General features: G+C 40.2%; 16 protein-coding genes. 13 read left to right on the forward strand and 3 right to left on the reverse strand.

What is annotated here, in order from left to right:
* Positions 1-93, reverse strand: a 93-nt coding sequence (locus NWP17_RS00585) for a membrane protein insertion efficiency factor YidD (RefSeq protein ID WP_280652990.1), incomplete at its 3' end; no start/stop codon positions are given.
* A 138-nt stretch (positions 94-231) separates the two neighbouring features.
* Here NWP17_RS00585 and NWP17_RS00590 point away from each other — a divergent pair.
* The 10 genes from NWP17_RS00590 to NWP17_RS00635 all read left to right on the forward strand — a co-directional run bounded on the left by NWP17_RS00590 (position 232) and on the right by NWP17_RS00635 (position 8,314).
* Positions 232-933, forward strand: a complete 702-nt coding sequence (locus tag NWP17_RS00590) for a diacylglycerol/polyprenol kinase family protein (protein ID WP_280652975.1) — start codon at positions 232-234, stop codon at positions 931-933.
* Between the two features lie 116 nt (positions 934-1,049).
* Positions 1,050-1,370 (forward strand): CTB family bacteriocin, encoded by a 321-nt coding sequence (locus NWP17_RS00595; RefSeq protein WP_280652976.1) that lies wholly within the window; start codon positions 1,050-1,052, stop codon positions 1,368-1,370.
* A gap of 105 nt (positions 1,371-1,475) precedes the next feature.
* Positions 1,476-1,781, forward strand: coding sequence for a CTB family bacteriocin (locus tag NWP17_RS00600; RefSeq protein ID WP_280652977.1), 306 nt, complete (start codon positions 1,476-1,478; stop codon positions 1,779-1,781).
* A gap of 199 nt (positions 1,782-1,980) precedes the next feature.
* Complete coding sequence (locus NWP17_RS00605) at positions 1,981-2,226, forward strand: CTB family bacteriocin (RefSeq protein ID WP_280652978.1); 246 nt, start codon at positions 1,981-1,983, stop codon at positions 2,224-2,226.
* Positions 2,227-2,543: 317 nt separating this feature from the next.
* Positions 2,544-4,046 (forward strand): HlyD family secretion protein, encoded by a 1,503-nt coding sequence (locus tag NWP17_RS00610; RefSeq protein ID WP_280652979.1) that lies wholly within the window; start codon positions 2,544-2,546, stop codon positions 4,044-4,046.
* Between the two features lie 115 nt (positions 4,047-4,161).
* Entirely contained in the window at positions 4,162-6,330 is a 2,169-nt protein-coding gene (locus NWP17_RS00615; RefSeq protein ID WP_280652980.1) for a peptidase domain-containing ABC transporter, read from the forward strand.
* Positions 6,331-6,413: 83 nt separating this feature from the next.
* Complete coding sequence (locus tag NWP17_RS00620; protein ID WP_280652981.1) at positions 6,414-6,809, forward strand: hypothetical protein; 396 nt, start codon at positions 6,414-6,416, stop codon at positions 6,807-6,809.
* A 224-nt stretch (positions 6,810-7,033) separates the two neighbouring features.
* Positions 7,034-7,252, forward strand: a complete 219-nt coding sequence (locus NWP17_RS00625) for a hypothetical protein (protein WP_280652982.1) — start codon at positions 7,034-7,036, stop codon at positions 7,250-7,252.
* Positions 7,253-7,426: 174 nt separating this feature from the next.
* The gene (locus NWP17_RS00630) at positions 7,427-7,702 is read left to right on the forward strand and encodes a hypothetical protein (RefSeq protein WP_280652983.1); all 276 of its coding nucleotides are present in this window, start codon (positions 7,427-7,429) and stop codon (positions 7,700-7,702) included.
* A 408-nt stretch (positions 7,703-8,110) separates the two neighbouring features.
* Positions 8,111-8,314 carry a hypothetical protein gene (locus NWP17_RS00635; RefSeq protein ID WP_280652984.1) on the forward strand — a complete coding sequence of 68 codons (204 nt, stop codon included), beginning with the start codon at positions 8,111-8,113 and terminating at the stop codon, positions 8,312-8,314.
* 122 nt (positions 8,315-8,436) lie between these two features.
* On the opposite strand, the gene NWP17_RS00640 is transcribed toward NWP17_RS00635, so the two are convergent.
* Complete coding sequence (locus tag NWP17_RS00640) at positions 8,437-9,324, reverse strand: alpha/beta fold hydrolase (protein WP_280652985.1); 888 nt, start codon at positions 9,322-9,324, stop codon at positions 8,437-8,439.
* A gap of 220 nt (positions 9,325-9,544) precedes the next feature.
* On the opposite strand from NWP17_RS00640, the gene pyrH reads away from it, so the two are divergent.
* Both pyrH and frr read left to right on the forward strand, forming a co-directional pair.
* Positions 9,545-10,273: a UMP kinase gene (pyrH, locus tag NWP17_RS00645; RefSeq protein WP_280652986.1), complete on the forward strand. Its 729-nt coding sequence runs from the start codon at positions 9,545-9,547 to the stop codon at positions 10,271-10,273.
* Positions 10,260-10,808 (forward strand): ribosome recycling factor, encoded by a 549-nt coding sequence (gene frr, locus NWP17_RS00650; protein ID WP_280652987.1) that lies wholly within the window; start codon positions 10,260-10,262, stop codon positions 10,806-10,808. Before pyrH ends, frr begins: the two co-directional genes overlap by 14 nt.
* 239 nt (positions 10,809-11,047) lie before the next feature.
* Here frr and NWP17_RS00655 read toward each other — a convergent pair whose 3' ends face one another.
* A complete protein-coding gene (locus NWP17_RS00655) occupies positions 11,048-13,132 on the reverse strand; it encodes a glycosyltransferase (RefSeq protein ID WP_280652988.1) in 2,085 nt (694 codons plus the stop codon).
* A 78-nt stretch (positions 13,133-13,210) separates the two neighbouring features.
* Here NWP17_RS00655 and NWP17_RS00660 point away from each other — a divergent pair, with 78 nt between their 5' ends.
* Positions 13,211-13,933 (forward strand): methyltransferase domain-containing protein, encoded by a 723-nt coding sequence (locus NWP17_RS00660; protein ID WP_280652989.1) that lies wholly within the window; start codon positions 13,211-13,213, stop codon positions 13,931-13,933.
* Positions 13,934-14,062: the final 129 nt, after the last annotated feature.

Here is a 14,062-nt window from a genome sequence, read left to right on the forward strand (position 1 = left end):
ACAAGTTGGTTGAAAGCGACAAGTAGGCGGAAACAGAGGCGAAATAAACATTCTGTAACCTTTAATTAACCAAATCAATAATAGTTTGACCACAATTCCTTAAATCTTTTGACAGTCTCCGCCGTAAACCCAAGGTGATTCTACATTCTACGTCATAATTTACTCTAGCAGGTTTTCAGCCCTTTTCCTTATAATTGATAAATATCAAAAGTTGCATTTCTGGTAATTTCTTTGTTATTTCCAGTCCTAGATTTAACCCCAACTCCACCCCTGTGGCTACAAATTACCGTAGTTACCCTTTGGGTGTCACTTATTCTTCTCTTGGCGTGGATAGTATATCACTTTGCCAAGGGCGAGCCAGAAATAGTCAGAAAAATTGTTCATATTGGCACTGGTAATGTGATCCTCCTGGCTTGGTGGCTAGATGTTCCAGCCAGTTTAGGCATTACCGCTTCCATTATAGCCAGTGCCATTACCTTAATATCATACAAATTTCCCATTCTTCCCGGTATTAATAGTGTGGGTAGGCAAAGTTTGGGAACCTTCTTTTACGCCGTCAGTATAGGCATTTTAGTAGCCTGGTTTTGGCACATACAACAGCCCCAATACGCAGCCATCGGTATTATGGTCATGGCTTGGGGCGATGGGTTAGCCGCACTGATCGGGCAACGTTTTGGAAAACATAAGTATAAAGTCTTAGGAGCGCAAAAAAGCTGGGAAGGTTCACTAACTATGGCAATAATTAGTTATACCATCAGTAGCTTGATTTTATTCAGTGTAGAAGGAAACATTTGGTTCATTTGGGTAGCATCCCTGATCATCGCCATAGTGTCCACTAGTTTAGAAGCCTTCTCCTTGTTAGGGATTGATAACTTAACAGTTCCGCTAGGCAGTGCAGCTGTGGCATTTTTCTTAATTGATATCTTCTTTTAGGAATAAATATACAAGACTAATTTATGTCTGGGGATTTATGAATTCCTGACAAATAGTGCTTATAGTTGAGTTCTTAGGTGGTAACCAACCTAAACACGTAAGTGAGGCTAACAATCATGTCACCAGAAATATTTGCATCAGAATTGTTTGTCACTTTATCTGATGACCAACAACAACTGTTAACCGGTGGTTCGGACTTTGAACTATCTGGTAGCAACTTCTCTCAAAAACGTGCCAACTTACAAGGAAGAAGTAATGCCGGACCTAATGGCAGTAATGCCAACTCCACAGGTGATATTACCGCTATCAATACTGCGGCACAAGACTTAATAGGATTAGCTGCGGCAGAAGTTCCCAGAATAGAACCCCTAGGAAGCGCACCAGTTCTGAACGGTGGTGGTGGTGCCGGTGGTGGTGCTGGTGGTGCTGGAGAATAAACTCAACCCCCCAAATCTTTAAACTCCCCCACATGACCCGCGAAATATCTGTCACATAACTCTCGAATTTTTGGTTAAAAAATTACGTGAGTGAGGCTAACAATCATGACAGCAGTAGCCATAGTATCAGAATTATGTGTTGCGTTATCTGACCAGCAGCAACAACTCCTGACAGGCGGTGCTGATTTTGAGCTAACAGGAAGCAATTTTGCCAACAGACTAGCTAACTTACAGGGAACAACCAACTCCGGACCAAATGGTAGCACTGCCAACTCCACAGGTCAACTGACAGCTATTAACACTGCGGCACAAGACTTGATGGGATTAGGTGCGGCACAAGTTCCTTCAGTTGACGCTTTAGGCGCGGCACCAGTTCTCAACGGTACTGGTAGTGGCGGAGGTAGTGAATAATCCATGTATCATAAACATCTTGCATCTTGAATAACTGATCATTACACAACTAACGCCAAGAGGATTCCGGAGCTTTCTGTGTTATTCATATTTGTACAACTTGATTGTTTGGGTAAATACCAGTCAGCGTCTGGAATCCTTTATTTAAGAATTATGTGAGTGAGACTAACAATGGTCATTGTTGGTGAGGCTAATAATTATGTCACATGAAATCATCACATCAGATTGCCTGGTTGAGTTACCCCCTTTACAACAGGAATTGCTGCTTGGTGGTGTTAACTATCAACTCAAAGAGAACAATTTTACTCAAGACTTAGCAAAAACTACAAAAACCAATAACACCAGTCCACAAGGCAACTCTTCTCAATCAAACACTCAACTGGCTGATGTAAGTTCTCATGCCACAAGTTTTACATCTAGTCAGCCTATCAAAGTTCCGGTCTGATAATTAAATTTTCCTCTATTTCCACATAAAAAGGGAAAGAGGAGAAGATTACACTTGCTCAAAGTAAGTGAGGTATCACCAGAGAGTTTGAGCGTTCTCCTCTATTTTTTTCATGCTTTATCCCTATACCCAATTATAGGACATCATCAACCAGATTTGACACTCCCCCCGGCTTTAGCCGTGGGGTTCTTGAAGAGTCCACAAACTGACCTTCAATGGTGCTGGCAAAAACACCCGTCACAGGTTCAATTTTTGGACTGTGGACAGAAATCTATGCAATAACCTGATTATCCCATTTCCACCCAAGGTATAGTATCGTGAACTCCTTTCCCCAACCAGACAACCATTTTTGGTATAGCTTTAATCAACCTACACCAGAAGAACTCAATGTAATTGAACCTAACCAGTTTCTTCCCCATATCAATAAATGGACGAATATCGGCGCAGGAGTTCTGCTAACTACTTTCATTGCGGCTGTTGGTCTCACCTCTGTTTTTAATTACAATGTCACAGTCAAAGTTCCTGCTACTATTCGACCCGAAGGAAAACTAGGAATTGTTCAATCTGCCCTGATGGGAACAGTACAAAAAATAAATGTGCAAGAAAATCAGCTAGTCAATCAAGGAGAACCCATTGCTTACATTGATGATTCCGGTCTGCAAAATCAAAAAAGCCAACTAAAAAACAGTATTGAGCAGAATAAATTACAAATACAACAAATTGATGCCCAAATAAGTGAAATCCTGACTCAGATTGCCGCCCAAACCACCTTAATTAACCGTACAGTCATCGCAGCACAAGCCGAATTGAATGCCACTCAACGCAACTATCAAGACCAGCAAATTAAGACCACAGCTGATTTGATAGAAGCCGAAGCAGCCTGGAAACTAGCAAAAATCCAACGCGATCGCTTACAACAGAATAATTTATTAACTGCCACAGTACAAGAAGCCGAAGTAGCCTTAAATTTAGCCCAACTGCAACGCGATCGACTACAGTCAGTATTGGCATCAGGAGCAATTTCTCGCAATTTACTTGAGGAAAAACAACAAGCCGTCAAATCAGCCCAAGCCAAACTAGAACAGGCAAAAGCTAAGGCTAAAGAGTTAATAGAAGAAAAAGAACAAGCCTTAAAGATGGCCGAAATTCAACTCAAAAAAGCTCAAACCAATATCAATCCCAGTAATGCTGCTATAACCGTAGCCCATGAACGAATTAAACAAGAACAAGCCAGTGGTGAAGCCACCCTCGCCGCTTTGAACAGAGAACGAGAAACCCTACTTCAACAGCGTCTAGAACTACAAAAACAAGTAATTCGCACCGCCAAAGAACTAGAACAAGTACAAACCGAACTGAATCAAACCGTGATTCGCTCCCCAGTTACAGGTACTGTGTTGCAATTAAATTTACGTAATCCAGGGCAAGTAGTACAACCAAGCGAAGCCATTGCTCAGATTGCCCCCCTAAATAGTCCCATAGTCATCAAAGCCTTTGTCCAGCCCCAAGACATCGACAAAGTAAAACCAGGGCAAAAAGTACAGATGCAAGTTTCCGCTTGTCCCTACCCAGACTATGGTACTCTCCGCGGGAAAGTAAAAACTATTGCACCAGATGCCCTACCAGTGGCAAACAACAGCACCAACACCTCCCAGATGGTTGCCTATGAAGTCACCATAGCAGCCCAAACTACATTTGTAGGTAGAAAAGATCATCAATGTCATCTCAAACCCGGTATGGAAGGTAGAGCCGATATTATTTCCCGTCAAGAAACAGTCCTTAATTTCATTCTTCGCAAAGCTAGATTAATCACAGATTTATAAGCTGTTAAACAGCTAAATCCAATAATCTGTATTTCACCCCTGTATCCGTAGATATACGTAACATTAGTATACATCCCCCATCACACAACTCAATCTACAAATTACGAATTAACTTATGTTGGGTTTCATCAAACTACAAAAAAACTATCATTGTGTTGCACAGTTAAGCGAAGAAGACTGTGGAGCAGCTTGTCTGGCCTCTATTTGCCAACATTACGGACGGTTTTTAAGCATTAATCGCAGCCGAGAATCAGTGGGAACTGGACAACTAGGAACCACTTTATTAGGTCTAAAACGTGGATCTGAGAATTTAGGTTTTAATGCCAGAGCAGTTAAAGCCTCTCCAGAAATTATCGACAGAATCAAAGAAGTGCAGTTACCAGCCATTATCCATTGGCGCGGTTATCATTGGGTGGTTTTATATGAACAACAGGGCAAAAAATATGTCATTGCTGACCCATCAGTGGGTATTCGTTATGTTAGCCGAGATGAATTAGCCTCCGCTTGGAATGGGGTGATGCTTTTATTAGAACCAGACCCAGACCGCTTTTTTGATCAGCCCCAGGAGAAACCCATGGGGGGCTTAGGACGCTTTATTAAACGCATCTTGCCTTATCGTGGTCTGCTAACTCAGGTTTTAATGCTGAATATTGCCTTGGGTGTACTAGCTTTAGGTGCGCCTGTACTGATCCAAATCCTCACGGATGATGTTTTAGTGCGCGGAGATACCCAGCTACTCACCGTTGTGGTGGCAGCAGTTATAGTCATGACTTTATTCAGCAGCACTCTGCAATTATTGCAATCAAATATGATTGCCAACTTTGGTCAACGGCTGCAATTAGGACTGGTTTTAGAGTTTGGGCGCAAGATACTCCAGTTACCTTTGAACTACTACGAAGCCCGGCGTAGTGGTGAAATTACTAGCCGATTGCGAGATATTAATGATATTAACCAGCTAGTATCACAGATAGTTGTTCTTTTACCTAGTCAATTTTTCATTGCTGTGATTTCTTTCTGCTTAATGCTGTTTTATAGTTGGCGGCTAACATTAGCAGTGATTTTCATTAGCATTTTAATGACCTTATCCACTGTTCCTTTTTTACCTATCCTGCAACAAAAAACCCGCAATTTGTTAGTTTTAGGGGCGGAAAACCAAGGGGTGTTAGTAGAAACATTTAAGGGGGCACAAGTACTTAAAACCACAAATGCAGCCCCTCAATTTTGGGAAGAATTTCAAAGTCGTTTTGGTCGTCTTGCCAATCTCACCTTTAGCACTGTGCAAATTGGCATCATTAACACTACTTTTACTAAACTTCTTTCTACTATTGGTGGTGTTGCTTTATTAGGGTTAGGAAGTATGTTAGTCATTCAGGGACAATTAAGCATCGGTCAAATGCTGGCTTTTAACGCTCTACAGGTCAATGTCCTCAACTTAATTAATTCCTTGGTTAGCCTGGTAGATGAATATTTTCGCTCTCAAACAGCAATCTCTCGGCTTTTAGAAGTAATTGACGCTACACCAGAAGTAGTGGGAGGTAGTCAAAAGCCTGTGGCGCAAATTTCTGGAAGTGCGGATATTCATTTTTCCCATGTCACCTTTCACCACCCCGGTAGAATTGACTTATTAGAAGATTTTTCCGTTAAGTTTCCCGGTGGACAAGCGATCGCCTTAATTGGTAAATCTGGTTGTGGTAAAAGTACCTTAGCCAAACTATTAGCAGGCTTATATCAGCCAAATTCCGGTAATATCCGCATTGGCTCTTTTAACCTAGATGACATAGCCCTGGACTGTCTCCGACAACAAATAGTTTATGTTCCCCAAGAACCTCATTTTTGGAGTCGTTCTATTTTAGAAAACTTCCGTTTGGGAACACCATACATTTCTTTTGAAGCCATTGTCAAGGCCTGCGAGATTGCTGATGCAGATAGCTTTATCAGTCAACTTCCCAATAAGTATCAAACTGTGTTGGGTGAATTTGGGGCTAATCTCTCCGGCGGACAAAAACAAAGATTAGCGATCGCCAGAGGAATTCTCACCAATCCACCCGTGCTGATTTTAGATGAAGCCACCGCAGGACTCGACCCAGTTAGTGAAGCTAACGTCTTAGATGGTATTTTGGCATACCGCCAAGGCAAAACCACCATTTTAATTACCCATCGTCCCAGTGTCATCAAGCGAGCTAATTGGATTGTGATGTTAGAAAAAGGTCAAGTGCAATTACAAGGTACTCCCGATACTTTTTTGGCACAACCAGGAGAGCATCTCAAGTTTTTATCTTTATGACATTTGAGATATTTGATCATATTTTCCCCGGTTGTAACTAATATTATAGTTAGCGAATTTTGCCCAAGTGAGGTACATATTTCATGGAAGATGCCCGCACTACAAGACGATCATTTACATTAGTGTGTCACGTCTTTAATAAATGCTATATGTTTAAAAAACACACATCAAAAAAACATTCTTTTTTGAAATATCTATCTGAACAAGAACAAGAAAAGTTAGCCGGTGGGCAAACACAAGATATACTAGGAACTACTAATTTTTTCTTTCAAAAAACTGACATTCAAACTGAAGCAGATAATAATTTAAATCTAGCAGGTGATGACTCTAGTTCCCAAACTACTAAATATACCTTATCACAAATTACCATAGCCTCATCCATAACCTTTACATTACCCTCCTCTCCCCCTAATAGTAATAGCCTAAATAATTTAATGGGTAAAATTATTAATCAATTATTTTCATCCCTAACCAGTTGATTAATTAACTTATCATCATTTTGATTTGGAGACATTAGAGTAAATGTCTCTATTTTTTACGGATCTAAAAGATATAAAAAACAAATAAATACTTTCATGAGTCTAAGGAAGTAAAAATAATAGATATTTTTCTACCTTAAGCACAATTTAAAAACTTAGAAATTATTTAATAATAAAAACATAGGTAATTACACACCTAAGCAAAGTAAGTGAGGTACAAAATTATGTCATTCCCAATCACCAAAACTGACTTGTTCCAAGAACTATCACCAGAACAACAGCAGCTTCTATCCGGTGGAGAATTTAGAGATTCAATGGACGGATCTGACAGTGAATTTGGACAAGATCAATTTGATGGTAGACGTAGAGATGATCGCGACTCTGAAAAACGTGTTCGCCGTATTCCCATCCGCTTGACTGGTATTCTTGAAGTCGTTAAATAAAGACTGATTATTACCACGGTTTCCGCTTTGTAGTGTTATCTACTTAGTCAGTTAGTCAACACTTTTATTACGGTATAACGTCAAACGGAGTCCGTAATTTTGCCCCCAGCTAGAGAAAATTTTTTTTAGCTGGGTGCTACCTAACATTTATCTACTAGATCGAGGACAGAAATAATGTCAGAAAAAACTCTTCAAAGCAAATTATTTATAGACTTATCCCCACAGTCGCAAGAACTTATTTCCGGGGGTCAAATACTCTTGGGTGGACAAACTAGACCTGATATTACCGTCACGGGTGTTCTCACTGATTCTAGTGGTCAACGTATCCCTGTGCGGATTTTAGGCTTTGTTGCTGGACAACCTGTTGGCGGTGGTTTTGGCGGTGGTGGTTTTGGCGGTGGTGGTAGCAGACCTTTTGGCGGTGGTGGTAATCCTTTTGATGGTTTCTAAAAATATGTTTTAACAATCTGACTAAACATCAAAGCCCCAGATAAACACCGGACTTCTTGATTAATCAAGAAGTCCAAGGTGTCTATAGGAGTCCGTTTGGATAACTAAAATTATTTTTAAGTAACAAGCGTAAATAAATAAGGTGTAGAGAGTTTTTTAATGTTGATAACTTTGTTTTTCTGCTTATTTCTAATTAATTTATACTAGATATTTGTATAAACAGTCAATTTATATAAAAGCTAATTCTTACATTAACTAAAAGATATATTATCCCCTTATAATCTTATCACTTGAGGATAATTTAATTACTATAAATCTTATTTATAAATAAAGGCATAGGTACTATAATTCACGATTTTTTTTGACGTACCTGTGTACCAAATAATGGAGGAATTTGAGGTGAAAACTATGTCAGTTCGAGACCTACCATCTGATTTGTTAATAGATTTATCTGAAGAAGAACAGCTTGTATCCAGTGGCTTGGGCTACGGTGGCTATGGTGGCTATGGTGGCTTGGGCTACGGTGGCTACGGTGGCTTGGGCTATGGTGGCTACGGTGGCTATGGTGGCTTGGGCTATGGTGGCTATGGTGGCTATGGTGGGTTCTACTAAGGTCTAAAAGTTGCGTAATCCTATAGAGCATTAACAGCCTGCTTTCCCAGGTTTGAGGAAACGAAGGCCACGCGGTCTTCGTTTTTGTGTACTTTGATTTGTGTACTTTGATTTGTGATCAACTATTGCTCCTTCATCCAATCCTGTAAAATTGGGTTCACTAACTCTGGTGCTTCGTCTTGGGGGCAATGTCCCACCCCTTCCAAAGGGATAAACTTTAACACTTGTGGGTAGTTGGCTAATTCTCTACCCAAGTCTATTGGTTCCCAAGGATCCGCCGTTCCCCATAAAATAATGGCAGGACAAGATAGCAATGGTAAAAGGTCTTCTGGTAGGGGACCTGTGGAATAGGCTGTAAAAGCTAAAAACACTGCTACAGCCCCTGGATCTTTTGCTGGTGCTGTGAGAATATCAACTAACTCGTCTGTGACTATTTCCGCATTAGCATAGGCTTGGAGTAAAATTTTACGTACTGTTTTCGGTTGAGCCACTTGGTGGAAAAAAAACTCACCCACTGGTTTAATAGATAATATCCGTTGTAAAATCGGCGCTCCGAAGCGACGAAACCAAGGTAGTGTTGCCCGCTTGCGATCGTGCAACAATCTTAAGGAACAGTTGAGTAAAGCCACTCCTAAAGCTGTATCTGGGTTGCTAACTGCTGTTTGTAGTACGACAATACAGCCAATGGAATTTCCTATTAAAAAAGCCGGTTCACCCACAACTTCCCGGCAAAAGTCAGTTAACTGCTGTCCCCATGTTTCTAAGGTGTAGTTAATTTCTTTCTGTGGTTCAGGTTTGGCGGAAGCGCCAAAGCCAATCAAATCAATGGCATAAACACGACAATTTTCTGCTAAGACGGGGATATTTTTCCGCCAGTGCCACCATGAAGCTCCAAAGCCATGCACGAGAACAACTGCAGGTCCATTAGTTCCCTGACTCTGATAGCAGATGGGGAACCCTTGCCAAATCCAAGTTTTTGTGGAAGTAAATGTGTATGTGGAAGTTGTCATCACAAATTTATGAATATATGAAGGTTTTTTGGGGATTTTGATATGATTATGATTATAGTTCACATTTTGTAATATTTTTTTTATTAAGACCAATCAGTTAACCCACCATAAACCCAACCAACAACAACTTAATTGATTTGGCCAAAATAGACATATATAGTCGCTGTACTGCTATCTTAAATTGGAGGCAATTGCAACTTTTTTGATAAAGCGTAACTTCATGGGAACGAATTACCGACGGGTTTTACTCAAACTAAGCGGTGAAGCCTTAATGGGCAACATGGGCTATGGCATTGATCCTGAAGTGGTCAAAGAAATAGCCCAGGAAGTAGCGGAGGTAGTAGCCACTGGCGTTCAAATCGCCATCGTCGTAGGCGGAGGGAACATTTTTCGTGGCGTTAAAGCCGCGTCTGCGGGGATGGACAGGGCAACTGCTGACTACATAGGGATGATTGCCACGGTAATGAATGCCATGACGCTACAAGATTCGTTAGAACGAATAGGGGTACAGACGCGGGTACAAACCGCCATCGCTATGCAAGAATTAGCGGAACCGTATATCCGTCGTCGCGCCATCCGTCACTTAGAAAAAGGTCGGGTAGTCATTTTTGGTGCTGGTTCAGGAAATCCCTTCTTTACCACTGACACCACTGCAGCTTTAAGAGCAGCAGAAATTGATGCCGAAGTGATTTTTAAAGCCACTAAGGTAGACGGAATTTATGATGCTGACCCCAATGTTAATCCTAACGCCAAGCGTTATACCAGTATTACCTACGCGCACGTTTTAGCCAACGATTTGCGGGTAATGGATGGTACAGCGATCGCCTTGTGTAAAGACAATAATATCCCAATTCTGGTTTTTAACTTAACGGTGGGAGGTAACATCCGCCGAGCCGTATTGGGAGAATCAATCGGTACCCTTGTGGGAGGTTCTTGTGAAATTATCTGAAGCTGAGAGTACGATGCAAAAAACCGTTGAGGCCACTCAACGCGCTTTTAACACTATTCGCACTGGCCGGGCCAATGTGAGTTTACTAGATAAAGTGTTAGTGGACTACTACGGTTCACCAACACCATTAAAATCACTGGCTAACATCAGCACCCCCGATGCTACAACCATTTGGATTCAGCCTTACGATAGAAAAAGCTTAAACATGGTTGAGAAAGCAATTTCCCTATCAGATGTCGGTTTAACACCCAGTAACGACGGTTCTGTCATTCGGCTGAATATTCCTCCTTTGACCAGCGATCGCCGCAAGGAATTAGTCAAAATTGCTGCTAAGTATGCTGAAGAAGGCCGCGTCGCCATCCGCAATATCCGTCGTGATGTCCAAGACTCCATTCGCAAGGAGGAGAAAGCTGCAGAAATTTCTGAAGATGAATCAAAAGACCAACTAGATAAACTGCAAAAACTCACCAACAAATACACTGTCAGAATAGATGAGTTGTTTGCAGAAAAAGAAAAAGACATTACAACTCTCTAACAAAATACCAGTGAGCAGCAGTTGCTCATAGAGTAGAGTGTTACGAACTACAAAGGCTGAAGAATATTGTCTAAATTCTTCAGTCTTTAGTTTACACCCAGTTAACAGTAGTTAAAAGTTTTCAGGACAAATCTTACGGGGTAAGGGAAATACACCGAATAACTAAAATCGCCTGTAAGAAATAATTAGCTTGTACTAGGGACTAAAGTCCCTAGGAGCCAATTAAGAATAGTGAATTATTAATCCAGTTCTTTAGATAAACCCAACTTATACCTAATTTTAAACCATAATTTTCGTAGCTGCCAAAACTTAGATGATTCCATCGCTATAATCCGTTGCTTTAGTTGATTGATTTCATAACTATGATTTACTCCTGATGCAGCAGCTTCGCATTCCATTTCTTTGTCTTTCCATAGTTGAGTAAGATATTGCACCATGATGTTAGAAAATGAAGCTACGGTTTTTTTGTGTTTGTTTAGCATATACTGAATTAATTGAGTCCTGTGAGGCTGTGCTACTGTCCAAACCATGGAATCGTAGTGGCGACGATAGAAAAATAATTCCATCGGCAAAATGTCGCCTTTACAACCATTTTCATACAAGCTGATAAAGTAATCCCAGTCTTCGTAAGAAATTAACTCTTCATCAAAGTTTCCTGCTTTTTGAATAGCTGTTGAGCGGTATAAATTTGTGCTATTTACTACGTTAGTATTCATGAAAAGCATTAACTCAGGAATGAAGCCAACAGGAGCTTGAGCATATCCATAAGCTTCAAAATTGCGGGTGTAGCAACCTACATAGCTGACATCAGGATTATTCATGAGAGCCGTCACGGCTTTCTCAATATACTCAGGATGTATTTTGTCATCTGAGTCTAGAAGTAGAATAAATTCGCCGGAACTAACTTGTATCCCTGCATTGCGAGCAGAGCTTAATCCTCCATTGGGTTTAAAAACTTTAATTACACCTAATAACTCCTGAAAAATTTGATTAGTCTCTCCATCGTTAGAACCATCATTGACAACTATAATTTCTAAATTTTTGTAACTAGATTCTTGCAGAGATTTAATCGCCTCTTTAATATACTGCCCTTGATTATAAAGAGGGATAATCACTGATACTTTAGCCTCTTGATTAACTGCCCATTTTCTGGGAGGGCTATCAATTTTATAAGATTCTTCCACCTGTTGAGAAGCTAATTCTGGATCACACCATTGCTTGATACTTGATTGTGCGTTTTGGGAAATATGGTGTAAGTAATCAATATTTCTGTGACTATCTAAGATGATATGGGCGATTTCTTCTGGTTGGCGTGGATTGATTAAAAATCCTGATTTTCCGTGTTCAATTGTTTCCGACATCCCACCTTTTTCACTACCAATAACCACACAGCCCATAGACATTGCTTCTAAGCAAACATTGGCCCAATTCTCCCACCGAGAGGGAAATATACAAAAACAAGTGTCTAACAAAATTTGGGGTATTTGTTCATAAGCTGCAGAGCCTTTGAAAACAATTTTATCTTTTAAATCATGAGGAATAAGTTTTTTTAGGTATTCTGTGTAAGAACGTTGAAAAGGGGCGGTGTATGTATCTCTACCATATATTTCAAATACAAAATTAGGCTCTTTTTTCAGAATTATTTTAGCTGCTTCAATAAAGGTATCTACGCCTTTTCTGACTTGAACACTACCAATAAAAGTCACTTTCTGAATTTGTGCTTTTAAAAATTGCCGTGTGGGGTTAACAATAGATAATGACAATGGGTATGGACTTCTGCGGATAGAGGTTAAATTCAGTCTTTCTGTAAAGTATTGAGCAAGAGATGCGGAGGGAGATGTCACTATGTCAGCATTCTTGACGCAGTAGTCCTCTAAATATATATCTATTGGTGTTTGAGTATTTGTATGTTTTTCTTCATCTAATTCTACTAGAAAAGATCGGGGTGTATGCAGCTTGACAACTAGTTGAGTGTTGGCAAATTCATTTAAGAGTTTTTTAGCTCTAATTGTGGTGAACCCTTCTGCATTATATTCGGCAAATTCAATTACATCAAAAGGACTGAGTAATTTTAGGGTTTGATAAACCCGATCTGAATAATTTTGATTGTATGTAAAGAAATAGCGATCGCTGATGGCTGGCTCTGTCCTAATCAAGGTGACCTTTGGCGGTAAGTAGTGCAGATGACAGGCAGAAAAACAGTCAGTAATGAGATACACATCATGACCTCTTTCCGCCATATATTTGCTAATATTGGCTATGTAAGTACCAATTCCTCCTCCCGTAATGGGTCCAAATTCACGGGAAACATATGCTATCTTCATTAGTAAAGCTCTTTTGGTAGAAACAGTTTATTTGATGTTACACATCACTGAGATGATATAGAGGTTACAACAAAGTGCATGAATAATCAACTATATACACAAAATTTTTACCAGTCTCTTCAAGAAGGTTCACGACTTTCCGCCCAGGAAGTTGTACCGTTAGTCATGGAACTAATCCAACCAACAAGCGTAGTGGATGTTGGTTGTGGTTTGGGGACTTGGATAGCAGTATTTAGAGATGCGGGGGTAGAAGAATACCTGGGCATAGATGGAGATTATGTAGATGTAAATATGCTAGAGATTGAACCCAGTAAATTTCTCTGCTTTGATTTACAGCAATCTTGGGAAATTGAGAGAAAATTTGATTTGGTGGTGTCTTTAGAGGTTGCCGAACATCTTCCCAGTGAATGTGCTAATAGTTTTATACACTCCTTAACTAAGTTAGGAAGTATCGTGCTGTTCTCAGCGGCAATTCCTTTTCAAGGGGGGGTTAATCATATCAATGAACAGTGGCAGGATTATTGGAGTGAGATTTTCGCCAACTATGGCTATGTGGCCATTGATTGCCTGCGAAGGAAAATTTGGAATAATCAGAGGGTAGAACCTTGGTATGCTCAGAATTTGTTAATTTTTGCTCAGGAAAGCTGTCTAGCTGAATATCCTTTGTTAGCAAGAGAGTTTTATCAAAGTGAGCATAACTTGGCTATGGTTCATCCCAAAATTTACCAGAGTGCGATCGCCGCAGTCAAATGGCAGATGCATCTGGAAGTAGAAAAATTAAAATCACAGCTAAAACCTTAAGCCATACCAGCAATTTGCCAACCAGCAGGGGCTGTAGGTAAGTTGGCAAAACCGGCGTAGTTGGTTCCATTCATCAACCACACTGTATTCCAGTTGGAATTGATATTATTTAAAATCAAATCTGGGTTA

The organism is Chrysosporum bergii ANA360D (assembly GCF_029891735.1).
Classification (GTDB): domain Bacteria; phylum Cyanobacteriota; class Cyanobacteriia; order Cyanobacteriales; family Nostocaceae; genus Umezakia; species Umezakia bergii.